A 23,461-nucleotide genomic window follows, 5' to 3' on the forward strand; every position below is an offset into this window, starting at 1 on the left:
GCATGACGGGACGCTACATACAAAAGATCCTGGTCTGCTGTGCCGTCCTCCTCCTTGCCTGTTGCGTACCGGCGGCGGCGGGCATCCCGGGCGACACGGACGGCGACACCGTCGTCTCGGAGAAAGAACTCGCGACGGCGATCCTTGACCACCTGACCGCCGGTCGTCTCAGCGCGGACGAACTCTCCCTCGCCGCCCACAACAGCCTGCACCTGCCCTACGGACAGCTGGTCGTCGCCGTCGCGGGGGATAGATACCTCATCCCGGCGACAAGTTACATCGACCAGAAAGGGGTACCCGCCGACTCTCTCATCTACGAGGGTCTCGTGACAAAACTCCGCCCGAAGGAGGGCGGACCCAAGGAATACCTCGGCTGGCTCGCAGAGAGGTGGGAGTCTTCGGACGACGCCATGACCTGGACGTTCTACCTCGTCAGGAACGCCGCCTGGCACGACGGCACCCCCTTCACCTCGGCGGACGTGCGGTTCACCTACGAGTACTTCCGGGATCACGGGAACCCCGACGCTCCGGGGGCCGGTGCATACCTGGTGAACTCGGCGATCTTTAAAAATGTCGCATCAGTCGAGTGCCCGGACGACTACACGGTCGTCTTCCACATGAAATCCTGCGCACCGCTCTTCCCGGAGACCCTCGCGACCGGCCCGGGCATCGCGGTCTTCCCCGCACACATCTGGAGGGATATCGATCTCCCTTCCACCTACATCGACACGGCGCATATCGGCACCGGCCCCTTCGCCTACGGATCGACCATCCCCGGCACCCTCTCGAAGGTGACGGCGTATGAAGGCTACCACGGCGAGAAACCCTACGTGCGCGAGGTCGTCACAAAGAACTACGAAGACGAAGACGCGCAGATCCTTGCCCTCAGGCGAGGAGACGTGGATTTCATCAGCGGAGAGTTCGGGCTGTCCCCGAGAAAGGCCGAAGCCCTCAAGGACGCCCCCGGCATCGGCATATGCCGGATCCCCTCGGGCGGACAGGCCTTCGAGGTGGCGTTTACGTCCGACGTCTACCCGGCAACCATACCGGAATTCCGTCGCGCCCTGTCTCACGCCGTGAACCGGGAACGGGTGTGCTGGCTGGTCGGCGAGGGAGCCCGCCCGACGGAGACGGTTTTCCTCCTCCCGGCCCTGGCCGGCGACCAGGTCAACCCCGCGACGAACGGCCTGTTCTCCTACGACATCGCGGAGGCGAAGAGGCAGCTCGCCCGGGCCGGCTTCAACCTGACCGAGGAGAACGGGAGACCGGTTCTCCTCGGCCCCGACGGAAAACCGGTCGAGATCACGATCCCGCTCGCCGGCAAGGCGTCCACGAACGCCGTCGACCAGAAGATCGTGGCCGTGCTCAAAGAGGACTGGGAGGGGAAACTCGGTATACGAATCGTCGAGACCCCACAGGTGGACGACTCGATCTACCTGGACTGGATCGCAAGGACAGCCGTTCACTTCGACGGCATGCCCGGTCGCTGGCATGAAGACATCGACCGCCTGGACAACTTCCAGAGGAGCCCGCTCGGCGAGAACTACTACCACTTCGACAACGAGACCTTCAACGGGCTCATCACCGAGTTGAAGAGCACGGCCGATCCCGATAAAAGGGAGGAGATCGGATTTGAGCTGCAGGAGATCCTTGCCGAAGAGGTGCCCTGCATCCCGGTCTTCTCCCAGGACGCCTTCATGGCCTACCGGTCGGATCGGTTCGTCGGGTGGGACGCCGCCCTGCTCGGCGGCGGCGGGAACATCCGTCTCTTCTCCGAGATCAGACCGGCGAGCGCCGAGGTGGGGCTGAGGGCGTGATCGTTCGCCGGTACAGGCCTCGTCCCCTCCCCTTTCACCAGATCCCCTGGCCATTATCATGAACGGCATATACCTCCTCAAACGGCTGATCACCTCGTTTGCAGCCTTCTGCATCGCCGTGACCATCATGTTTGCCCTCCTCCGTCTCATGCCCGGCGACTACATCACCATGTACCTGGAGGCGATCTACCGGTACGCCCCCCCGGACGTCGTTGAAGCATTCAACCATGTATACGGTCTGGATAGACCAATCCTGGAGCAGTACGTCATCTACCTTCTGGATGCCTTCCGGGGGAACTGGGGATACTCCTTCATCTACAAGGTTCCGGTCCTCACCGTGATCGGCGAGAGACTTGTCTGGACGCTGATCCTCCTCCTCCCGGCAACGATCCTTGCCACCCTTGCCGGCATCGGCATCGGCGCGTACTCGGGCTGGAGACGCGGATCGAAGACCGACATCGCGCTCCTGAACAGTATGATCATCATCCGGGCGATCCCCTCGTACTGGCTCGCCCTCATGATCCTCATCATCTTCGCCTACTACCTCAACCTCTTTCCGCTGGGGGGGTACGTCGATACCGGCGCCCTCACCACCGGGATCGATCCGCTCGACGTGGCAAACCACGCTGTGCTCCCGGTCCTGACGCTCTTCCTCTTCTCGGTGACCGGGACTTATTATCTCATGCGGAGCTCCATGCTCATGACGGCCGGGGAAGACTACATCACCACCGCCAGGGCGAAGGGGCTCGACGAACTGATGATCCTCAGGAAGCACGCCCTGAAGAACGCCATGCTCCCGATGGTGACGCTGATCACGTTCGAGTGCGCGGGCATGATCACCGGGAGCATCTTCGTCGAGACGATCTTCTCCTGGCCCGGCCTCGGGATGCTCACCTACAAGGCCCTCGCCGTCCGTGACCTCCCCCTGCTCCAGGGGATCCTGCTGATCGACACGCTCTTTGTCATCGCGGCGAATATCGCCGCCGACCTGATCTACCCCCTCGTCGATCCGCGTGTGCAGGTGGGTGACGATGCATAAAAAGATCGTCCTTGCCGCAAGCCTCGGCATCGTCTTCGCATACTGTGCGGTCGCTCTCCTGGCCCCGGTGATCGCGCCCTATGACCCTCACGCGATCACGGGCGCACCGCTCTCCCCCCCCGACCGGGACCACCTGCTCGGGACGAACGACCTCGCCCAGGACATCTTCAGCGGGCTCATCTGGGGCACGAGGGCGACGCTACTCCTCGGCTTCGTCGGAGCCGCCATCGCTGTCACCGTCGGCACGGCTGCCGGCATCGTATCGGGGTACTACGGCGGCCTGATCGACGAAGCCGTCATGCGCCTCCTCGACGTGGCGATGACCATCCCGATCTTTCCGCTCCTGCTCATCCTCACGACGTTCTTTCGGCCGGGGATCTACCTGATCGCGGTCCTTATGGGTCTTTTAGGTAGTTTCCAGGGCGTGCGGTTGATCCGGTCGCAGGTCCTCTCCCTGGCGGTCGCCGACTTCGTCGTCGGGACAAGAGCGCTCGGCGCCGGCGACGGCTACATCATGGCACGACATATCCTTCCGGGCGTCCTCCCCCTGGCCGGCGTCAAGTTCGTCACCTCCGCCCAGCACTTCATGCTGATCGGGATCGGCCTCGGATTCCTCGGCATCACGGACCCGAGCGTCGTGGACTGGGGTCAGATGATCAACCGGGCGAGCCAGAACGGGGCGATGATCCTCGGCCTCTGGTGGTGGCTGATCCCGCCGGGCCTTGCGGTGACGCTCATCTCTCTTGCTCTTGCGTGGCTGGGGTATGCCTGCGAAGACGAGATCAATCCGAGACTCCGGGTGATGCGGGTATGACGGCGATGAGCGACGCACTCCTTGAAGTCCGGGGGCTCAAAGTAGGGTTCCCCACTCCGGAAGGGCTGGTCCGGGCTTCCGATACCGTGGATCTCGAGATATACCCGCGGGAGACCCTCGGTCTCATCGGCGAGACCGGGTCGGGGAAGACCGTGCTCGGCATGGCGATCCTTCGTCTCCTCCAGCCCAACACCATCATCGAGGGGGAGATCCGCTACCGCGGCCGCGATCTCCTCTCCCTTCCGGAGGCCGAGATGCAGAGGGTACGGGGGCGGGAGATCGGGATCGTCCTCCAGAACTCGGGGACCTCCCTCAACCCGGTATACACGGTCGGGACCCAGATTGCAGAGGCGGTCACCCTCCACCAGGGGTTGAGCGGGCCCGACGCCCGGCAGCGGGCGGTGGAACTGCTCGACGCCGTCGGGATACCCGATCCGGTCAGGATGGCCGGGGAGTATCCCCACCGGTTCAGCGGTGGGATGCGGGAGAGGGCGCTCATCGCCACTGCGCTCGCGTGCCGTCCGAACCTCCTCATCGCGGACGAGCCCACGAAAGGGCTGGATGCCGTCACCAAACGGGGGATCGTCGACCTCTTCTCGGAGATCGACCGGGACCACTCCGTCCTCTTCATCACCCACGACATCGAGACCGCAGGAGACCTCGCCACCCGGGTCGCGGTGATGTATGCAGGCGAGATCGTCGAGATAGGCGGGGCGGAAGAGGTCCTCGGGGATCCGGCCCACCCGTACACCCGGGGTCTCCTCGCCTCCCTCCCGGAACGGGGGATGCAGCCGATCCCTGGCTCGGCCCCCTCGCTCATCACCCTGCCGTCCGGCTGCCGGTTCTCGCCCCGGTGCGGTTGCGCGGTCGAGAACTGTAGCAGGGAACACCCCGGACTCGTCGAGGTCGGGTCCGGGCATTATGCACGGTGTATGCTCTATGATTGAGGTTACTGATCTTGAGACCTGTTTCTCGACGGGCTTCATCCGCCGGAGGGTGGTCCGGGCGGTGGACGGGGTGTCGTTCCGGATCGAGGAGGGCGAGACCCTCGGTCTCGTCGGCGAGAGCGGGTGCGGGAAGACGACGCTCGGCCGTTCGATCCTCCGCCTCGTCGAGCCGGACAGGGGCCGGATCGTGGTCGACGGGACCGACGTCACCGCCCTCTCCCGGAGCGAACTCAGGCGCTTCCGGCCACGGATGCAGATGATCTTCCAGGACGCCTACGCCTCGCTCAACCCGCGGATGCGGGTCAGCGAGAGCGTTGCCGAGCCCCTGAAGATCCACCGGATGGGGAGCAGGGCCGATATCGACCGAAGGGTGCGGGAACTGATCGAAGAGGTGGGGTTGAACGAGGAGCACCTGAACCGCCGGCCCTATGAACTCTCAGGCGGCCAGAACCAGCGGGTGGTCCTTGCCCGCGTTCTCGCTCTCAAACCGAGGTTTCTCGTGGCCGACGAACCCACGTCGGCCCTGGACGTCTCCGTCCAGGCCCAGATCCTCAACCTCATCCGCGACCTCGGGCACGACTACCGCATGACCTGCCTTTACATTTCGCACGACCTCGGCGTCACCCGGGCGATGAGCAGTCGCGTCGCCGTCATGCTGGAAGGAAGGATCGTGGAGATCGGCAGGACCGCCGACGTCCTCGATCGCCCCTCGCACCCCTACACCCGGAGACTCGTTGACGCCTCGCTTACGGGACCCTGTGCATCTCTGGAGAGACTGCCCCTCCCTGCGGCGCCGACGACGGTCGAGGTGCGGTCGGGCCACTGGGTGGAAGAGACGGTGTAACGAACGGCCGGCAGGTCACCGCTTCTTGTGTGCGGCGTACGTGCCGGCAGCAACGGCCGCGGCTGTAAGGGCCGGGATGACCACCCAGGGCGCGCCTCCCGCACTGGTCGGGCCGGGTGCCTGCCCGGCGTCCGCGGGCGCTGCGCCGGTTGCTGCTACCCCGGATCCGACGCTCACCACAGTCGGAGAGATCGCGTCTTCGGTCTTGTCGACGGCATCGATCCACCTCCCGGCAAACGTCCAGGAGCCGGCGGTCTTTGCCTGGACCCGGTAGGTGATCTCGCGCTCATCGATCACCGCAAACGTCAGTGTCTGTCCGGATACGCCGTATTTTTCCATCGGATAGGATGTCTCAAGGAACGCAAAACCCTCCGGTATCGTCTCCACGACACCGCCGACGCTCAGGCTGTCGACCGACAACGTCACCAGAACCTCGTCGCCGACCGGGACCGAAGAGCGGTCAACCTCACGGGAAACGGCGGCATCGTTTGCCCAGACGGGCACGACACAGAATGCGGCAAGGATGAGGATGCAGCAGATCGGCGCCAGGCCCCGGGATACCATCACAGGATTCTCTATCACGGAAATCACCAATTATTAACATTTGTGTTTTGTGAATGGCTTATATTTAATAGAATTGATTCTAATCGGTGCCGAGACTACGGCAGGCTTTGACGCGCAGGATCGCTCCCGGGATTGAGCGGGAGATTCTGCGTTTTTTTTGGGTGCGTTGCATCCGCAGGGCGGTTGCGGACGGAGTGCCGGGGTATTTATATTATTAATCATTAAGATTTAAAGGGGGTTTTTGTTTGAGAGAGTTACGCATTCATGGCAGGGGTGGTCAGGGTTCCGTGACCGCCGCCGAACTCATTGCGTTTGCGGCGTTTGAGGGCGGTGTGTATTCCCAGGCATTCCCGGCATTCGGCGTGGAGCGGCGTGGTGCCCCGGTTCAGGCGTTCGTCCGCTTCAGTGATGAGAAGATCCGGCTGCGCAGCCAGGTCTACGAGCCTGACTACATCATCGTGCAGGATCCGACCCTGATCGGGGATGTGGATGTCTTCAAGGGCATGACTGCAGGCGGTATCGCCATCGTCAACACCGAGAAGCCCGACTTCGATGCCCGGGTCCCGGAGGGCGTGAAGGTCTACGCCGTCGATGCGACCACCATCGCGCTCGAAGAACTGGGCGTGCCCATCACCAATACAACCCTGATGGGCGCGTTCGCTGCAGCCACCGGCGAGATCAAGCTTGAAGCGCTCGAACATGCACTGCGCAGCCGGTTCTCCGGGAGCATGGCTGATAAGAACGTCAGGGCAGCAGAGCGCGCATATAACCTGGTCGGGGGTGCTCTCTGATGGCGCTACGGGTCGGCTGCGCCTCGCCGCCGGGCAGGGCGCTCGAGAACAAGACGGGTGCCTGGAGGGTTTTCAAACCGGTTTTTGAGCCTGAGAAATGCTCTAAGTGCGGCATGTGCGCCATGGTATGTCCGGAAGGGTGCGTCCGCGAGACTGAGGAGGGCACGTTCGAGCCGGACCTCGATTACTGCAAGGGCTGCGGAATCTGCGAGGAAGTCTGCCCGAAGAAATCGATCCGGATGGAGAAGGAGGAGAAATAATGCTGGAATTTATGGAAGGGTCGCATGCGGTGGCCGAGATTGTGAAACGGTGCCGACCACAGGTGATTGCAGCCTATCCGATCACGCCGCAGACGCACATCGTCGAGGACCTTGCCCAGATGGTGGCGAACTGCGAACTCGATGCTGAATACATAACCGTCGAGAGCGAGTTCTCGGCCCTCTCTGCCTGCCTCGGCGCGAGCGCGGCAGGTTCCCGGGTCTACTCGGCAACGACGTCCCAGGGCCTCGCCCTGATGTTCGAGGTCTGTTTCAACGCGGCGGGGATGCGCCAGCCGATCGTGATGACGATCGCGAACCGCTCGCTCGGCGCGCCGCTCTCGATCTGGAACGACCAGCAGGACTCGATATCCCTGCGTGACTCGGGATGGCTGCAATTTTACGCGGAAGACAACCAGGAGGCTGCCGATCTCCACATGATCGCGTATAAAGTCTGCGAAGACCATGACATCCTCCTCCCGGCGTTCGTCTGCTTCGACGGGTTCATCCTCTCGCACACCTACGAGCCGGTTGCCCTCCCCACACAGGAGGAGGTGGATGCCTATCTGCCGGCCTTTAACCCATACCAGCGGCTGGACGCTGAAGCGCCGCTGAGCTTTGGGATGTATGCGACGCCCGAGTACTACACCGAGTTCCGGTATGAGATCGATCAGGCACAGTATCGTGCCAAAGAGGCGTTCGTGAAAGCGGGGCGCGAGTTCGGCGAGCAGTTCGGCAGGGATTACTCTGCTCTCGTGGAGGGGTATCGCCTCGATGACGCCGATACCGCACTTGTTGCCATGGGCTCCATCTGCGGTACTGCAAAGGACGCCGTCGATGAGATGCGCGACGCAGGCAAGAAAGTGGGGCTCTTGAACATCCGGATGTTCCGGCCGTTCCCTGCCCCGGAGATCGCGGATGCGCTCAAAGGTGTCTCGACGGTGGCGGTACTCGACAAGAACATATCGCTCGGCAGCGGGGGGGCGGTCGGCACCGAGGTGAAAGCGGCACTCAGCGGTTCCAATCAGGCTGTATACGACTACATCATCGCCCTCGGCGGGCGCGATGTGAGGAAGCGAGATATCGCTGCGGTCGTCGACCTCGCCGAGAAGGGGAAAGGAGACATGTTTTATGGATTACGCACGGAGGTGCTCTGAATGGCTGAAGTAGAGCAGGGATGCGAGCTTCTCTCGGCCGGGCACCGGGCGTGCGGAGGGTGCGGTCCGGCGCTTGCGGCCCGGCTCCTTCTCAAAGCGACAGGAAAGAATGTCATCATCGCCGCCGCGACCGGATGCATGGAGGTCTTCTCCACACCCTATCCGGAGACCGCGTGGGGGGTCCCCTGGATCCACTCGCTCTTCGAGAACAATGCAGCGGTTGCATCAGGCATCGAGGCCTCGCTAAAGAAGCAGGGGCGCAGTGAGAAGGTCGTCTGCATCGGCGGCGACGGGTCCACGCTCGATATCGGGGTGCTCTGCATCAGCGGCGCTTTCGAACGGGGTCACGACATCACCTACATCTGCTACGACAACGAGGCCTACATGAACACGGGCATCCAGCGGTCGGGTGCGACACCCTACGGCGCGAGCACCACGACGAGTCCTGCAGGGAAGTGCTCGCTCGGCAATCAGCACCAGAAGAAGGATATGCCCAGGATCCTCGCCGCTCACGGCGCGCCATACGTCGCGACCGCCTCGATTGCCTACCCAAACGACTTCGTCCAGAAGGTCGAGCGCGCGATTAACACCCCCGGGCCCTGCTACATCCAGGTACATACCCCCTGCTGCACGGGATGGGGTTTTGAGTCCGGAGAGACGCTCTCGATGGCTAAACTTGCCATCGAGACCGGTCTCTGGGTGAACTACGAGATGGTCGATGGGGAGGTGGTGAAGGCGAAGAAGGTGATGCGCAAACCCGTCGAGGAGTACCTCGCAAAACAGAAGCGCTTCCGGCACCTCTTCAAGCCCACCCGGCAGGACGGCGTGATCGCGAATATCCAGGCGATCGCCGATGCAAATGCCGAGCGGTTCGGCATCGACATCAAGCGGAAAGGATCGTCAGAATAAAGTACAACCCGAAGAGCACCATGGCGAGTCCGCTCGCCTGGACCACTTTTTTGTAATGGGGCCCGAGAACGTTCGCTCCCCGTGAGACTGCAAGAGCGAGGAGCCCGAGCCAGACGATATCCGCACCGATGTGCCCGATGTAGAACGCGGCAAACGACGGGTGGAGCGCGAGAAAACCGACGCCGAACGTGAGCCACCAGACCCACCAGTAGGGGTTGCCGAGCGTGCAGGCCACCCCGAAGGCGACCGGTACCGGGGTTTCGTCTTTCACGACGACGGCTTCTCCCGCCCGGAGGAACTGCCCGATACCGAGCGCGATGAGGACGCCCGAGCCGAGGAGGGCAACGAGGTCAATGTAGGGAACGTCGCGGACACCGAAGGCTATAGCCACGACCATGACCGCTTCGGGGATACCGTGTCCCGCGACCAGCCCTGCAACGAACGGCCCCGGCCGCCGCGACCCGAGGCCGAGGACCGAGGCGGTCATGGGGCCTGGTGAAGCAGCCCCGGAGAACCCGATCAGGAACGATGCGATGACTATCTCGATCATCCATCCTTCCTCCTTCGCGAGAGAAGGAAAGGAAGGATCAGGACGAGCGCGACCACGAGCCATATGGTGCCGAAGGCAGTGAGCAGGATCTCGCGGTCGGGCGTGTAGAAACGGACCTCAGCGACCGCAATCTGGTCCCAGGCGATCTCCGTTGTCTCGTTCGGCCCGGTGGAGACGACCCCTCCGGGGCTGATCATGCCGATGAGCGGGTTTCTGACGTCGAACCCCTCGGGGAGGGTGATGGTTACGGCGTACGGCGTATTGAATGCCGCGACAAAGTGGTTATCCCTCACCGGGGCCTGGTAGGTGACCGTGTAGTTGCCATCCGGGAAGGTGATGACGCCCCGGCCCGCCTCCTGATACTCGACCGGGCCCGAGGGGCCGAGCACCTTGAGTTCCTCGACCTGCAACGGGACCCGTTCCCCCATCATACCCGGGGTCCAGAACGTGTGTTCGGTGCCGGTCACCTGGACCGAGGCCTCGTAGGCGGTGCCGCCGGGGAGCACCCGGAAGGTGGCCTCTTCGGCCGCCGCCGGGATGCAGGTCAGTATCAGCGCAAGGCAGAGAGCAACGAGTGCAGGTCCGCGTCGATCTCGAGGGGGGGCTCGCATTGTCGTACCACCGTTTCAGGATCTTTTAAGAGATGACCGGTCACCACACAGACGATCCGCTCATCCTTATCGATCATGCCGAGTTCGGCAAGTTTCCGGATTCCCGCAACCGAGGCTGCTGAGGCGGGTTCGACCCCGATGCCTTCTTTCCTCGCGAGATCTCGCTGCATGGCAAGGATCTCCTGGTCGGTCACGGCCGCTGCCGTCCCGCCGGTGGCACGGACGGCGACGAGTGCCTTCTCCGCGTTCACCGGGGCGCCGATCCGGATTGCGGTCGCAATGGTCTCGGGCGAGGGTTCAGGGATAAGTTCATCGAGGTCTTCGCTGATCGCCTTCACCAGCGGCTGTGAACCCGCTGCCTGGATGCCGGTCATCATCGGCAGCCGGTCGATGAACCCGAGCGCCTCGAGTTCCCGAAGCCCCTTGTAGACCGCGGAGATGTTGCCCGCGTTCCCGACCGGGAGGACCATCCTGTCGGGCACCTCGCCGCCGAGCTGGTCGATAGCCTCAAACCCGATGGTCTTCTGACCCTCCAGGCGATAGGGGTTGACCGAGTTTAAGAGATAAAGGCCCTGGCTGATGCAGAGCTCGTGTACCATCTCGAGCGCTCGATCAAAGTTGCCGCGGATGGAGATGACCCGCGCACCGTGCATCAGCGCCTGGGCGACCTTGCCGAGGGCCACTTTTCCCGCAGGCAGGAGGACGACGCAGGGGATGCCGGCCTTCGCCGCGTAGGCAGCGAGGCTTGCTGAGGTGTTTCCGGTGCTTGCGCAGGCGACGCTCGTCATCCCGAGTTCGCGGGCCATGCTGACACCCACGGTCATGCCGCGGTCCTTGAACGAGCCCGTTGGGTTCATCCCTTCGTGTTTGGCGTAGAGTTCGGGGAGACCGAGTTCTTCACCTATCTTCTTTAGGTGGTAGAGCGGAGTGCCTCCTTCCTGGAGAGAGACCGGTTCGCCCCGGACCGGGAGGATCTCGCGGTAGCGCCAGACCGAGAGGGGGCGCCGGTTCCATTCTTCCCGGGAGACGTCGATGCCGTCCAGGTCGTATTCGACGGCCAGCAGGTGTCCGCAGCGGTTGCATGTATAGATGATCTGGTCCGGTGTGTAGGTCGCACCGCAGTGAACGCAGACGAGACGGTACATGGAAAAATCGTTGATCGTCTGGATACGTATAGATATGGTATCCGGGACCGGGACAGGAGCGCTTCATCGGCGACATTGCGGTTTTGCGCGGCAGATGAGCATGAAGAGCAGCCAGAGGAGTGGAGTTCCGACGAGCGCAAGAAGCCTGAGAGCCTCCAGTGGTACGGGGGTCACGAACGGTGTGATGAGCAGACCGGCCGCCGCTGACACGAGCACGATGGTGAAAGCCACCGGTCGCACCTCAAAATCTCCCTGTGTCCGGACGCGGCCCGCCATCCGCCGCCGGGAGAAGGGGTAGAGCCAGGCGACGCCGGCCGGGGTGCAGGTGTCCTCCATGAGGTGAAGGACGCACCCTGCAAAGAATGCGCCCCCAAACGCGGGGAGGAGCGCGAGAGGCCACCCAAGCCAGGTGAGGATGAGGGCCAGGTAGCCGGAGAGGATCAGAGAGGTCAACCCGACGCCCGAAAACGAGTGAAGCAGCCCCCGGTGCCGGTGCTGGTAACTCTTCCGGAGGAGCAGCGAGAAGATGAGGGAGAGCGGGTAGTAGATGAGATACCTGATGGTATAGCCGAAGATCGGAAGTACCACTGCAACGCCGTTTAAGGCCTGCCCCCTCTTCCCTTTCATCCCACCGATTCGGCCGTTGAATATCGCCGCATCGGCGGCATCAGCGTCCGGTGCAAGCGATCCGACGAAGACGCCGAAGAGGAGGACGGCGCTCAGGACCGGGTCGAGGACGGTGACCCAGGGAGCGATGAAGAGCCCCGCTGTCGCGAGACTGAGAGATACGTGCTGGTCACCCCGCATGGAATATCTCTACAATTTAGAGAGTAGTCTGTGATAAAGGTCGCTTCTGCGGTCCGAAAGTGAAGGAAGCGCAGATTGTGCCTCATGAACCGCCGCAGGATCGAGTTCCACGATGAGGAGTTCTTCGCCGGCCCCGCACCGGGCGATGACGGCACCGTCCGGATCGGCAGCGAGCGACCCCCCGCAGTAGGCTTCGCCCGGCCCACCGGCCGTGTTAATCCCGGCCACGTAATACCGGTTCTCGAGAGCCCGTGCAGGGAGCAGGGTCTCCCAGTGGGAGAGCCGGCAGCAGGGCCACGCGGCCGGTACCAGCATACACTCGACCCCGGCGAGCGCGTAGATCCGGAAGAGTTCCGGGAACCGGAGGTCGTAGCAGACGGCAAGCCCGAACGTCGTCCCGCCGGCGGCGAAGGTGGCGATGCGGTCGCCTGCAGTGTAGTTGCAGTCTTCCCCGTCAGGAGAGAAGAGGTGAGTCTTTGCGTAATCGGCGAGGGGTTCGCCGCCTGCATCGAGCACGACGACGGTGTTTCTGGGGCGACGCCCGCCCGCCGCTTCGACGATCGATCCTGCAACCGCGATGCCGTTCTCTTGCGCCATCTGCCCGAATGCGGCGCTGAGCGGGCCGTCCAGGGGTTCTCCGGACCCGGGAGGCATCTTCGGGGACCACCCGGTCACAAACTGCTCGGGAAAACAGACGAGCGACGCTCCAGCCGTTGCGGCTTCCTCGACGATCCGACCGGCCGCATCAAGCACCGCGGCCGGACCGCCCCGGCCGCCGGCAACCTGGGCGAGCGCTATCTTCGTCATTGTCGGGATGGACTCTCGTCCCGTTCCAGGCAGGAGAGGACGAGCGCGGCAGCGCCGAGAACGACGAGCGTGGCGAGTGTCACCATGACGTACGGGGCGAACGGGAGATCGACCGCGAATATCTCTGCTCCGATGAGGATCCCGCCTGCAATGAGGCAACTGCCGACCAGGACCACCCCGGTGAGCGCACGATCCGGTGTCATGTGGGACCTCCGGTGAGTATGGGGAACGCAGATCTGATCCCGATGAGGATGAACTGGACCGCAATCGCAATCAGGAGCATACCCATCAGCCGGTTGACGGCACGGAACTCCCGCTGGCCGATGCGCCGGACGATGATCTCGGAGTTCTGCATCATGTAGTAAGTGATCCCGACAGCTGTGACTGCGGCGAGCGGCACGATGGCGATTGCGGCGATGCTCATCACCATCGCCTCGTTCATCAGTACGATCACGGAAGCGATTGCGCCGGGTCCCGTGATCATCGGAACCGCAAGTGGCATGACGGCGATATCGTCCGTGTCCTGTCCTTCGTACTTCTCGGTGGCGGTCATCTTCGTCCGTGAGGTCTTTGCATAGACCATGTCCATACCGATCCCGAAGAGGAGGAGGCCGCCTGCGATACGGAACGCTTCGATGGAGATGCCGAAGAGCTGCAGGATCCAGCCGCCTGCGACGGTGAATATCAACAGGATAATCAGGGCGAACCGGCTCGCGTCACGCGCGACCTTGAGCTTCGCTGCCTGGTCCATCGTGCCGGTGAGGGAGACGAAGATCAGGGTGGCTGCGAGCGGGTTCACTACGATGATGACCGAAGAGAAACTCAGCAGCACAAAACTCAGGAGATCCGCCATTCGCGATCAGGTATGCGACAGGTCCGATATTAGCACTTGTGGTTTGCGGACAGGACGATCGATCCGTTTCTCTGGAAACCCACGTTGGTGAGGGTTTTTTTCGCTGCAGGTCCCGACGGTGCAGAGTGAGCACTGAGGGTACTCCCGTGGCGGCTTGCGGTGCCCTGCTCTCACGCGGAACCGATAAAAAAGTTGTTTTTCCGCCGGCACTCACTCGTAGAGGACGGACTCGTCGATCTTCGGGTAATCGACCAGTTCGCCGGGTGCGAAGTGGATGCCGAGCTCACGGGCGGCGCTCTCGGGAGAGTCGGATGCGTGGATCACGTTCCGGCCGATGTCGAGAGCGAAGTCGCCGCGGATGGAACCCGGTGCAGCCTCGGCGGGGTTTGTGGCGCCGATCATGCTGCGGACGACCGCGACTGCACCCTTGCCCTCCCAGGCCATCAGGAAGCAGGGTCCGCTCATGATGTAGGCTTTCAGGCCCGGGAAGAAAGGCTTCTCCAGGTGTTCCCGGTACTGCTCAATGACCCGTCCCTCGGGGAGGAGCTCAAGTTTCGCTCCTGCGAGCTTGAGTCCCTTGGCCTCGAACCGGGAGACGATCTCCCCGACGAGTCCGCGCTGGACGCCGTCGGGCTTGACCATCACAAAGGAGCGATCCATGCCGGATCACTCTTTGCCGCGGGCTTTGCGTCCGGCCGCGGTCCACTCCACGCGGCGCGGTATCCGGCCGAGCCTGTAGTTGTTCTGGCACTTGGTGCTGCAGAAGTAGTAGATGGTCCCGTCCCTCTTGACGAACATCTTGCCGGTGCCGGGTTCCAGGGTCTCTCCACAGAAACTGCAGACATATTTATCGACCATGGTTACCGCCTCGAGAGTTTCTTGGCCTCACGTTCGGTCTCGAGCAGCGAGAGAATGTCTCCCTCCCTGATAGGACCCACGGTGTTGCGGGTGATGATCCGCCCCTTGTTCGGACCGTCGAGGACCCGGCACTTCACCTGCTGGGCTTCGCCATGCATACCGGTCATGCCGATGATCTCGATAACTTCTGCGGGCGTTCCGTCGTTTGCCATAATTTGTCCCTCACGCTCTCAGTGCAGCAATCTGCTTCGCGATCTCGTCGACGAGATCCTTTGCCTTACCGGACTTAACGATAGCGGCGGCTGCCGAGCCGACTTCAAGACCACTGGCGGAGCCGATATCGTTCTGCTTCGTGATGTAGACGAAAGGAATCTGTTTCTCTTCACAGAGCGGCGGCAGATGCATTACAATCTCTTCAGGCTCAACGTCCGAACCGATAAGAACCAGCTGGGCGATGTTCCGTTCGACTGCTTTTGTCGCCTCGTTGGACCCTTTCTTCACCTTGCCGGTGTCTCTCGCAATCTCAAGGGCTTCAAGGGCCTTATTCTGGATCTCTTCCGGAATCTCGAATTTTACATATGCCTTTGCCATAACTCGCCTCTTTCAGGAGCAGGTCTCTGCTGCTCCGTCATCATTCATCAGTAGCGTAGCTGATCGAATGCGCTCTATTATGTCAATAGGAGGAGAGATAAAGGTTTGTCATTCGACCCCGCAAAGCGGGGTACAGTCCCGCCATTTTCGTGTCTGCCCGCATGAACGTGGTCACCGGCGGCATTACAGATCCGGGGTTCAAGGGGTGCAAGCAAGCCCCCGGCTTTAGCCGTGGAGAGTGTCAAGCAGGGATCCTGTATATCTGAACTCCTTCTCTGTCGTAGATGAGTTCGAGCGCCTCTGCCGGGACCGAGACGGTATAACGGTCGTGCTCTTCGGCACCCACGTAGAGGAGCGTGGCATTGTAGGCCCGCGCAAGGTTGACGGTGCGTGACGGCTGTTCGTATATCGCCCGCACGTCAGCACTCCGTTGGCTTACACGCCCCTCATCCCCACGCCACATGTACTCGTGGAACGGCATCCCGATGACTGCCGGGATCCCGGAAAACGACGATACCCGGGAGTAGTAGGTGTAATCTCCGCCCTCTGCCTCGACGATGATATGGTCCCCGGGGAGGTCCCGAAGGAACGCGATCGCTGCCGCATCTCCCGGGTGCGAGCCTTCAAGGTATGCCGCACCATCGAGGGTCCGGCTCCCGTAGCCGAAGTCGATGTTGATCGCGAAGGGTGCGGCGAGGAGGAGCGCTACGGCCAGGACAGGCAACCCTTTCTTCATCCCGGCCGGGATGCGGCGTTCTATCCTGGCGCTCCGGAGCCACTCTCCGATGACGGTGAGGCTCGCTGTCCCTATCAGCATCCATGCAGGGAGGTAGAACTTGAAGACCGTGTTCATCCGGAAGTAGGTCTCCCCCATGTTGTCCACGAGGTAGACGATCTCTGTCGCGAGGACGATCGCGAGCCCGAGGATAGCGAGCGTATCGATAGCCGAGAACCGGCGGCGAAGAAGGAGGTGGACCAGCGGGACGGCGGCGATGGCCGCGGCCGGGTAGCCGGCGAGCACGAACGGCACCGCGGCGAGGAGGAGGTAGGGGCGCTTCCTGATATCGGGAGCGCAATACGCGACCAGGACCGCGAGGAAGAACCCGTGAACCAGCAGGAACTCTACGGGTTCGGAAGGCACCGGGACGATCCCGATCCCCTCGATGCCGGGGCTGTTGAGCTGCAGGTAGAACGGGAGATATGTTACGATCGCGAGCGGCGGCACCGCTGCAAGCATCATCCAGGACTTCTCCCTGTCCCATCCGAGGTTGCCGTAACGCTGCCAGACCAGAAGGCCGAAGACCAGCGTGACCGGGGCATAGACCAGCACGTCCCAGGAGTTGAACCCGGGCATGGATCCGAGAGAGAGGGCGGCAAGCCCGCAGAGGAGTGCCCGCCCCCGTATCGAGAGGGTTCCCCACCGCATGTAGGCGAAGACCAGGAGGAAGAGCAGGAACCCCTGGTTGAATAAGCTCATGACGTGCGGGTGCATGTCGCCCCAGAGCATCGAGAAGAGGGGATACTCGTTGATGGTGTTTGTGATTGTCCTGGTGCTCCCCCAGAGGACGTCAAACCACGAGGCCCCGCTTATAGTAAGATAAATTGCCGATGGATTCGGGATGAAGAGCGCGAGCACCGGGAGCCACCGGTAGCGCTCGAGGAGCAGATGTCCGAGGGCGTAGAGCGAGACGACGGCAACGCCGAGCACGGTCGGGAGGACGAGGTTGAACGTGACCATCGACGGTACGCCGGCCGTGAGCCCGAGCACCCCGCTCATCCAGTAGCCGATGTAGTAGTAGACGTCCAATGTCCCCCCCGCGTACCAGGGGTCGAGCGGCGGGATGATGGGCTGCCGCATGATCGACGCAAGGATGGCGTGGTCCATGAACTTCTCGGCGTAGGAGATGGTCGGGTTAATCCAGCGCACCTCGAGCATGAAGAGGAAGGGGATCAGGAAGGCGAGGTCCCAGGTGAGTGCCGATCGCAGGCGCTCCCTCCCGTAGAACCCCCGCGCTCCGGCGAGGACGATCGCGGCGAGGAACGGCAGGAGGGCGAGCCAGACCGGAAGGCCCAGAAGACCGCAATACCAGGATCCGAGCGTGAAGAGGAGGACCGATGCCGGGTATGCGGCGGCGGCCGCGAGGCTGCCGAGGGTGCGGTCGAGCGCCGGCCAGGTGCCGAGCTGGAGCAGTTTGACGACCGCAAGCCAGAACAGGACCGGGATGATGAACTCACCCGCCAAATGTCTCCTCCGTCTCGATCTCCCTGGAAAAAACCTTCTTTAAGAGATCCATCGACCAGTCACCGAAGTAATAGATCGATCCGACGCCCCCGATGAGCGTGACCAGATTCTTGATCAGGTGGTCGATGACCGCGATCAGCGTTGCCGTGGCTGCCGGTGTCCCCGCGAGGCCCAGGGTCAGCGCGAGCGCGAGTTCATAGGTTCCGATCCCGCCCGGGGTGATCGGGACCGCCTTGACGAGGTTGCCGATGACGATCGCGAGGACGACGACACCGAACGGGACCGGCTCCTGGAACATCAGGACGACCGCAAAGCAGACCAGCACGTCGACGAGCCATATGAGGAGCGACGTGCCGCTGAGCGCGGCAAGGGACCGTGGGTTGAGGGAGGCCTGTTTCACTTCATCGAGCATCCTCTGGATGATGACGACGATCCGGTTCTCGGACTTCAGCCTGCCCGACCAGAGAAGAACGATAAAGAAGATGCCTCCTGCAACGAGGGGGACGATGATGACCGTGATGAACCAGTCGGGGACGGCGAGGACGGCAAGGATGAACGGGAGCGCGAAGGCGCCGAGGACCGCGATCATCAGGATATCGAAGACTCGCTCGACGATGAGGGACGAGAACCCCTGTGAGTACGTGGCATCGCCCTCGTGCTTCAAGATGAGCATCCGCACAAAGTCGCCGAGGCGTGCAGGAACGATGAGGTTCGCCGTCTGGGAGATGAAGATACAGGCGGTCGAGAACCCAAGGCTTTTCCTGATGTTAAGCCCCTGCAGGATGAACTGGTACCTGAACCCGCGAAGGACCCAGGCAACGACGCAGATCCCGACAGCGGCAAAGAGGAAGGGTATCACGGCGTGTTCGAGCGTCAACAGGAGGTCGTCCCATACGCGGTAGAGCATGTAGACGACGATCCCGACCGCGAGCAGGGTGGGGATGACGATGGCGCTAACCTTCTTCCACATGAAGTCGCCACCAGAGTTGCACAATCGCCGATCCCATCTCGACAACGTCTTTTCTTCGGACAGTCGTCCCCGCTCCCTGCCGCCACTGCACGGGGAACTCCTGTACCCGGTAGCCGCTCTTCTGTGCCCGCACCAGCACCTCGGTGTCCCAGAACCAGTGACCCGCGGTCACCGACGGGAGCAGGGTGAGAAGGCGGTCACGACGGAACGCCTTGAACCCGCACTGGTGGTCGTGGAGCGAACTCCCGAGGATCGTCCGGACGAGCATGTTGTAGCCGCGGCTCGCTATCTCCCGTCCGCCGCTCCGGTTGATATTGCTCTCGGGGAGGAGGCGGGAGCCTGTTGCGATATCGTAGCCATCTCGGATGGCGCCGATCAGTTCTGCGAGGTGCCGCATCTCGGTGGCGAGGTCGACGTCGTAGTAGCAGACGACCGATCCCTCTGCTCCCGTAAACGCACGGTTGAGCGCCCGACCCCGGCCGAGCCGCTCGTCGGAATGAAGCAGGCGAACTCGGGGGTCTTTTGCCTCATACTCCCTGACGAACTCGGTGCTTCCGTCGCTGCTCCCATCCTCGGCGACGATCAGTTCGAACCGCCCGGGTGCGATCGTCTCCAGCACCTCAAGCGACCGCGGTATGGCGGTCTTGAGCGCCACCCGGTCGTTGTAGACCGGCAGGACGGCGCTCACCTCGGTCTCACGCATCCGGGAACCTCGCGAGAACCCGTTTTGCCACTTCCTCTCCGGCGACGACCGAACCGTTCATGCTCCGCTCGGGATAGTTCGGGGGGCTGAACATCCCGGCAAGGAAGAGCCCGTGCTCTTCGTAGGCGGGCAGGCGATCCCGGAGCCCGGTCGTGTAGACCGGACCTGCGTACGGGTCGACGGCGAGCCGGTGCCAGTGTACCTCGCTCTCGCTGACGGAAAATCGCCTGCGGAAATCGTTGAGCATCGACTGCTCAAAGCCCTCCGGGAGCCGACCGGTGAAGTAGGATGCAAGGTAGACGATATGCTCGCCGTACCACGCGAGCGGGGCAAAATTGGTGTGCGAGACTACCGCGCCGTAGGGGGCCGCATCCTTCATATTCAGCCAGTATATGCCGTCGGTCACATCCCGGTCGAGTGCGAGGGTCATGCAGGCGGCCCCCTGGTAGGGCACCGGGGCGATATCGAGACCGGCGAGGTCCCCGGTCACCTGCGGCGGGAGTGTCGATACGACGCAGTCGTAGGCCTCGCCGTTGACAAGCCAGCCGTCGCCCTTCCGTCGGATCTTCTCGACGGGGGAGTCGAGCACGATCGAGGCGCCCCGTCCCGTCGCCTCTTCTTCAAGCCGCGCTATGAAGTGCCGGAAGCCCCCCTTCAGGTAGCCCAGGCGCTCGCCCCCGGCACCCCGGTCCGACCGGATCGCGATACGGGATATGAGCCAGGCCGCGGAGACCTCGCCGCGGCGGTCCCCGAACTTGCTCTTCAAGAGCGGTTCGAAGAACGAGGTATAGATGCCGGGGCCGAGGTTATCGAGGATGAAATCCTTCGCGGTTATCCCGTCGAGCGCCGAGACGTCGAGCCGCCGGGACCGCAGGGTCAGCAGGCCGAGGCGGGCCTTCTCGGTGAATGTGAGGTGGGGATAGCGCAGGATCTCGGTCGGGGTGGTGAGCGGGTGGATGGTCCCGTCGACGTAGTAGCCGGTGGACCCACGGAGCCATTCCAGCCGATCGGTCACCTGCAGCGTATCAAAAAGGCCGAGGAGACTGGTATCGCCGGCAAAACAATGGTGGTAATACTCCTCGATCCAGTAATCGTCGATCCGGTACGAACCGAGGCAGCCACCCAGGGCAGGCCCTCGCTCAAAGAGATCTACCTGATGTGTTCCGGCAAGTTCGAGAGCCGAGACCAGACCGGATACCCCTCCCCCCGCAATGCAGATCTTCATCGCTCACCATTATGTCTGAAAATTATAAGAACACTTTTGAGTTATAAAGTATACAACGTCTTTATACATAAACGTCGATATTATTGATTAGGCAATATGAGGGTGTGAAGCTGAATGAGGGTCTTCTTCATAGGATTCGGTCAGGCTGGGGGCAAAATCGTTGATATGTTCATCGAACAGGATAAACGAATGCAGACCCAGAATTTCAGGGGAATCGCTGTAAACACGGCACGCACGGACCTGATGGGGCTCAAAAATATCGAATTGAAGGACCGGCTCCTGATCGGGCAGACGGTGGTTAAAGGTCACGGTGTCGGGACCGATAACGTAACCGGGGCGCGGGTTACCGCCGATGAGATTGACGCGATCATCAACGCGATCGACTCGAGGGGGACGCACGATGTCGATGCCTTCGTCATCATCGCGGGTCTCGGCGGGGGAACGGGTTCCGGAGGTTCGCCGGTCCTGGCCCGGCACTTGAAGCGTATCTACCGGGAACCGGTCTATGCGATCGGCATCCTGCCTGCTCCCGAGGAAGGTAGACTCTACTCGTATAACGCAGCCCGTTCCCTGAGCACCCTGGTGAACGAGGCGGATAACACCTTCATTTTTGACAACAGCGCCTGGAAGAACGAGGGTGAGAGCGTCAAAGATGCCTACAACCGGCTGAACGACGAGATTGTCCGGCGGTTCGGGGTGCTCTTCCGTGCAGGCGAGGTCGGCAAGGCAGGCATCGGTGAGATGGTCGTGGACTCAAGCGAGGTCATCAACACCTTGCGCGGCGGCGGTATCAGCACCATCGGATACGCCATCAGCGAGAAGGTCAGCCCGCGCACGAAACAGAATCAGGGGTTCTTCTCAGGCCTTCGGCGGAAGAAGGAGAAGACCGAGGAGGTGTTGACCGGGGAAGACAAGTCGGCGAAGATTATCGCTCTCGTCAGGCGTGCCATGCTCGGGCGCCTCACCCTCCCGTGCGACTACTCGACGGCGGAGCGGGGGCTTGTTCTCCTTGCAGGCCCGCCGGACGAGATGGACCGGAAGGGCGTCGAGAAGTCGAAGAGCTGGGTGGAGGAGAACATTGCGGGCGTCGAGGTGCGTGGCGGGGACTATCCGGTGCAGAGCGATTACGTCGCTGCAGTGGTGGTCCTTGCGACGATCGGGAACGCCCCCCGGATCACCGACCTTCTCGAAATTGCAAAGGCTACGAAGGAAGATGTCTTGAAATCAAAGGAAAAGCGTTCAACCATGTTTGATGACGGCATAGAGCCACTGTTTGAGTGAGGAGACGCAATGAAAGCAAACATCAGATGGATCATGTTCCTGCTGGCACTGGTCTGTGTCGTGCAGGTGGCGTCGGCATTCGACGTCATCAAAGAAGAGATAAAACCCGAAAGCGACGTTCTCGAACCCGGTCAGAGCGTGAACACGCACTATGTGTTCTCTTATAGGATGCTCTCCACAGGCAGTACCTACATGGACGATGAAAAATTCGAGTTCAGTACCGGGCTGCAAAAACCTGCCTGGGATTTCAAAATCCGGCGTGAGGGTTATCCGGATATAGTCATCCCCACAAGAGGAGGTCCCTACCAGACCCTGTTGGAGTTCGATGTGGGTTACAGTGGTGAAGTCCAGCTCGATGTTCAGCTGCGCGGTACCGTGCCCACAACCTCAACCGGGAAGTTAGAGGTCGTCAAGCTTGAACATTTCAGGGACAAGACTGTGGAGGATGAATACCTTATGACCCGCGACGTCGTGGGTTCGGCCCAGGTCGCGGGTTCCCTCTCCGCCCAGCAGCAGCGGCTCAAGGACCTGAAGGCCGATATCGACGAAAAATCCGCACAGGGTGTGGATGTCACCGCCGTCCAGGCCGAATACAATGCCGCGAGCCAGGCGCTCACCAGCGCCGCGTCGGCAAGTCCGTCACAGGCGGCGAGTTACATCGCCACCGCCAAGACTGATATCGACGAGGGAATTGCGCTCCTTGATAAGGTATGGGCTGAAAAAGCGGTCGCCGACACCGGCGCGACGATCGAGTCTCTCGATGGTATGATCACCTACTTTGTCGAGAACCGCTCGATGGCGAGCGACCCGCAGGTGGTTGCCATCATGACCAAGCGCGAGAGCGCAGTCCAGTTCTATTCCCAGGCGCAGGATAATCTGAATGCCAAAAATTATCCGCTGGCACGCTCGAAGGCGGCTGACGGCCTGAGTAAGGCGAACGAGGCTTTGACCGATGCGAACAACCTGAAGGAGAAGATCGGCGAGGGGTTCAACTTCGGCGGTAACCTCCTCCTCTACATCGGTGTCGGGGTCATCCTTGTCCTCGTTGTCGTGGGCGTTGTCTTCTACCGGAAGAAGAGCGGCTGGGACGAGCTCGGTTAACCCCGGCGACAAGCCCTCTTTTTTCACATCCCTCTATCTTTCCATCTCCCCCCGGTGTTCCTCTGGGGGTGCCTGCTGTACTGCTTCTCCCGGGACGGTGCTCTATCGTTATCCGGGTCTCCTGAGGTTTGCCTGGCGTGGGGCTAACTCCCTCATAACCTTCAGTGCTCACGCTCTTGATATTCCAGGCGATCAATAGGTCAGGGAAGTTCCCGGTGCTGAGAACGCCTTCTTCACGGTGAAAACGGGCAGGAGGCCCCCGCCCCCATCCGGGGGCGGTTAAATCTGCAAAAAAGAATCGCTGGTCCACGCTCTCTATGCGGTTGTCCCTGCGGGGACTCTCGAGAATACCTCGAGGTTTCTGCTCCCCGACTTCCCATCACGCAGGAAGTAGTACTCAAGCAGCCTCTCTTTGTTCTCATCGTACGAGAACCAGTAGTTCAGCCGGCTCGTCTCCTTCACGTAGCCCTCCAGGGTCGGGTAGGTATCGCCATCGTGGGTGAGCACAAGGTCAAAGTCCCCGCCGTATATCGTCGGCTCGCTCACCTTCTGGCTGTAATACGCGAGTTTAGAGGCGC

The 23,461-nt window shown here is 61.9% G+C and carries 27 protein-coding genes and 1 pseudogene; 11 read left to right on the plus strand and 17 right to left on the minus strand.

Annotated features, from left to right (window positions below):
* The first annotated feature begins 2 nt into the window (after positions 1 to 2).
* The 5 genes from PLN84_RS04625 to PLN84_RS04645 are packed head-to-tail and all read left to right on the plus strand — an operon-like array spanning position 3 to position 5,461.
* Entirely contained in the window at positions 3 to 1,817 is a 1,815-nt protein-coding gene (locus tag PLN84_RS04625; protein ID WP_348531941.1) for an ABC transporter substrate-binding protein, read from the plus strand.
* Positions 1,818 to 1,875: 58 nt separating this feature from the next.
* Positions 1,876 to 2,856: an ABC transporter permease gene (locus PLN84_RS04630; protein WP_292385170.1), complete on the plus strand. Its 981-nt coding sequence runs from the start codon at positions 1,876 to 1,878 to the stop codon at positions 2,854 to 2,856.
* Positions 2,849 to 3,670, plus strand: a complete 822-nt coding sequence (locus tag PLN84_RS04635) for an ABC transporter permease (RefSeq protein WP_292385169.1) — start codon at positions 2,849 to 2,851, stop codon at positions 3,668 to 3,670. Before PLN84_RS04630 ends, PLN84_RS04635 begins: the two co-directional genes overlap by 8 nt.
* Positions 3,667 to 4,617, plus strand: coding sequence for an ABC transporter ATP-binding protein (locus tag PLN84_RS04640; protein ID WP_348531942.1), 951 nt, complete (start codon positions 3,667 to 3,669; stop codon positions 4,615 to 4,617). The genes PLN84_RS04635 and PLN84_RS04640 overlap by 4 nt, the downstream gene beginning before the upstream one ends.
* Entirely contained in the window at positions 4,610 to 5,461 is an 852-nt protein-coding gene (locus PLN84_RS04645) for an ATP-binding cassette domain-containing protein (protein ID WP_348531943.1), read from the plus strand. The genes PLN84_RS04640 and PLN84_RS04645 overlap by 8 nt, the downstream gene beginning before the upstream one ends.
* Positions 5,462 to 5,476: 15 nt before the next feature.
* On the opposite strand, the gene PLN84_RS04650 is transcribed toward PLN84_RS04645, so the two are convergent.
* On the minus strand, positions 5,477 to 6,043 hold the full coding sequence (locus tag PLN84_RS04650; protein ID WP_292385164.1) for a hypothetical protein: 567 nt from the start codon (positions 6,041 to 6,043) through the stop codon (positions 5,477 to 5,479).
* Positions 6,044 to 6,270: 227 nt separating this feature from the next.
* On the opposite strand from PLN84_RS04650, the gene PLN84_RS04655 reads away from it, so the two are divergent.
* From PLN84_RS04655 to PLN84_RS04670, 4 genes are read left to right on the plus strand one after another with little or no spacing between them, the layout of a single operon-like run.
* On the plus strand, positions 6,271 to 6,816 hold the full coding sequence (locus PLN84_RS04655; protein ID WP_292385163.1) for a pyruvate ferredoxin oxidoreductase subunit gamma: 546 nt from the start codon (positions 6,271 to 6,273) through the stop codon (positions 6,814 to 6,816).
* Positions 6,816 to 7,076 (plus strand): 4Fe-4S dicluster domain-containing protein, encoded by a 261-nt coding sequence (locus PLN84_RS04660; protein WP_292385161.1) that lies wholly within the window; start codon positions 6,816 to 6,818, stop codon positions 7,074 to 7,076. Before PLN84_RS04655 ends, PLN84_RS04660 begins: the two co-directional genes overlap by 1 nt.
* Positions 7,076 to 8,230 (plus strand): transketolase C-terminal domain-containing protein, encoded by a 1,155-nt coding sequence (locus tag PLN84_RS04665; RefSeq protein ID WP_292385160.1) that lies wholly within the window; start codon positions 7,076 to 7,078, stop codon positions 8,228 to 8,230. The genes PLN84_RS04660 and PLN84_RS04665 overlap by 1 nt, the downstream gene beginning before the upstream one ends.
* Complete coding sequence (locus tag PLN84_RS04670; RefSeq protein ID WP_292385158.1) at positions 8,231 to 9,139, plus strand: thiamine pyrophosphate-dependent enzyme; 909 nt, start codon at positions 8,231 to 8,233, stop codon at positions 9,137 to 9,139.
* Here the strand turns inward: PLN84_RS04670 and PLN84_RS04675 are convergent.
* The 15 genes from PLN84_RS04675 to PLN84_RS04745 form a co-directional block, all read right to left on the minus strand.
* The gene (locus PLN84_RS04675; protein WP_292385155.1) at positions 9,114 to 9,689 is read right to left on the minus strand and encodes a LysE family transporter; all 576 of its coding nucleotides are present in this window, start codon (positions 9,687 to 9,689) and stop codon (positions 9,114 to 9,116) included. The genes PLN84_RS04670 and PLN84_RS04675 overlap by 26 nt on opposite strands.
* Positions 9,686 to 10,300, minus strand: a complete 615-nt coding sequence (locus PLN84_RS04680) for a DUF5803 family protein (RefSeq protein WP_292385154.1) — start codon at positions 10,298 to 10,300, stop codon at positions 9,686 to 9,688. The genes PLN84_RS04675 and PLN84_RS04680 overlap by 4 nt, the downstream gene beginning before the upstream one ends.
* The gene (gene thrC / locus PLN84_RS04685; RefSeq protein WP_292385152.1) at positions 10,240 to 11,445 is read right to left on the minus strand and encodes a threonine synthase; all 1,206 of its coding nucleotides are present in this window, start codon (positions 11,443 to 11,445) and stop codon (positions 10,240 to 10,242) included. Before thrC ends, PLN84_RS04680 begins: the two co-directional genes overlap by 61 nt.
* A gap of 63 nt (positions 11,446 to 11,508) precedes the next feature.
* A complete protein-coding gene (locus PLN84_RS04690) occupies positions 11,509 to 12,252 on the minus strand; it encodes a metal-dependent hydrolase (RefSeq protein ID WP_292385150.1) in 744 nt (247 codons plus the stop codon).
* 9 nt (positions 12,253 to 12,261) lie between these two features.
* Complete coding sequence (locus PLN84_RS04695; protein ID WP_292385148.1) at positions 12,262 to 13,059, minus strand: nitrilase-related carbon-nitrogen hydrolase; 798 nt, start codon at positions 13,057 to 13,059, stop codon at positions 12,262 to 12,264.
* The gene (locus PLN84_RS04700) at positions 13,056 to 13,262 is read right to left on the minus strand and encodes a hypothetical protein (RefSeq protein WP_292385145.1); all 207 of its coding nucleotides are present in this window, start codon (positions 13,260 to 13,262) and stop codon (positions 13,056 to 13,058) included. The genes PLN84_RS04695 and PLN84_RS04700 overlap by 4 nt, the downstream gene beginning before the upstream one ends.
* Positions 13,259 to 13,912, minus strand: coding sequence for an NAAT family transporter (locus tag PLN84_RS04705; protein ID WP_292385143.1), 654 nt, complete (start codon positions 13,910 to 13,912; stop codon positions 13,259 to 13,261). The genes PLN84_RS04700 and PLN84_RS04705 overlap by 4 nt, the downstream gene beginning before the upstream one ends.
* A 210-nt stretch (positions 13,913 to 14,122) precedes the next feature.
* Positions 14,123 to 14,572 carry a nucleoside-diphosphate kinase gene (gene ndk, locus PLN84_RS04710; protein WP_292385141.1) on the minus strand — a complete coding sequence of 150 codons (450 nt, stop codon included), beginning with the start codon at positions 14,570 to 14,572 and terminating at the stop codon, positions 14,123 to 14,125.
* Positions 14,573 to 14,578: 6 nt separating this feature from the next.
* Positions 14,579 to 14,770: a 50S ribosomal protein L24e gene (locus PLN84_RS04715; protein WP_292385140.1), complete on the minus strand. Its 192-nt coding sequence runs from the start codon at positions 14,768 to 14,770 to the stop codon at positions 14,579 to 14,581.
* Positions 14,771 to 14,772: 2 nt separating this feature from the next.
* The gene (locus tag PLN84_RS04720; RefSeq protein ID WP_011843564.1) at positions 14,773 to 14,982 is read right to left on the minus strand and encodes a 30S ribosomal protein S28e; all 210 of its coding nucleotides are present in this window, start codon (positions 14,980 to 14,982) and stop codon (positions 14,773 to 14,775) included.
* A gap of 10 nt (positions 14,983 to 14,992) precedes the next feature.
* Positions 14,993 to 15,361, minus strand: a complete 369-nt coding sequence (gene rpl7ae / locus PLN84_RS04725) for a 50S ribosomal protein L7Ae (protein ID WP_292385138.1) — start codon at positions 15,359 to 15,361, stop codon at positions 14,993 to 14,995.
* A gap of 241 nt (positions 15,362 to 15,602) precedes the next feature.
* A complete protein-coding gene (locus PLN84_RS04730) occupies positions 15,603 to 17,603 on the minus strand; it encodes a DUF2298 domain-containing protein (protein ID WP_292559025.1) in 2,001 nt (666 codons plus the stop codon).
* Positions 17,593 to 18,573, minus strand: coding sequence for a lysylphosphatidylglycerol synthase transmembrane domain-containing protein (locus PLN84_RS04735; RefSeq protein ID WP_292559026.1), 981 nt, complete (start codon positions 18,571 to 18,573; stop codon positions 17,593 to 17,595). Before PLN84_RS04735 ends, PLN84_RS04730 begins: the two co-directional genes overlap by 11 nt.
* Complete coding sequence (locus PLN84_RS04740; protein ID WP_292559027.1) at positions 18,557 to 19,276, minus strand: dolichyl-phosphate beta-glucosyltransferase; 720 nt, start codon at positions 19,274 to 19,276, stop codon at positions 18,557 to 18,559. The genes PLN84_RS04735 and PLN84_RS04740 overlap by 17 nt, the downstream gene beginning before the upstream one ends.
* Entirely contained in the window at positions 19,269 to 20,501 is a 1,233-nt protein-coding gene (locus PLN84_RS04745) for an NAD(P)/FAD-dependent oxidoreductase (RefSeq protein ID WP_292559028.1), read from the minus strand. Before PLN84_RS04745 ends, PLN84_RS04740 begins: the two co-directional genes overlap by 8 nt.
* A 114-nt stretch (positions 20,502 to 20,615) precedes the next feature.
* Here PLN84_RS04745 and PLN84_RS04750 point away from each other — a divergent pair, with 114 nt between their 5' ends.
* Together PLN84_RS04750 and PLN84_RS04755 are read left to right on the plus strand one after the other, a co-directional pair.
* Positions 20,616 to 21,782 (plus strand): tubulin/FtsZ family protein, encoded by a 1,167-nt coding sequence (locus tag PLN84_RS04750; RefSeq protein ID WP_292559029.1) that lies wholly within the window; start codon positions 20,616 to 20,618, stop codon positions 21,780 to 21,782.
* 9 nt (positions 21,783 to 21,791) lie between these two features.
* Positions 21,792 to 22,883: a hypothetical protein gene (locus tag PLN84_RS04755; RefSeq protein WP_348531944.1), complete on the plus strand. Its 1,092-nt coding sequence runs from the start codon at positions 21,792 to 21,794 to the stop codon at positions 22,881 to 22,883.
* A gap of 315 nt (positions 22,884 to 23,198) precedes the next feature.
* On the opposite strand, the pseudogene PLN84_RS04760 reads toward PLN84_RS04755, so the two are convergent.
* A pseudogene (locus tag PLN84_RS04760) lies at positions 23,199 to 23,461 on the minus strand (TIGR03663 family protein); the annotation flags it as partial.

Origin of the sequence: Methanoculleus sp. (genome assembly GCF_035363275.1) — an archaeon.
GTDB lineage: Archaea > Halobacteriota > Methanomicrobia > Methanomicrobiales > Methanoculleaceae > Methanoculleus.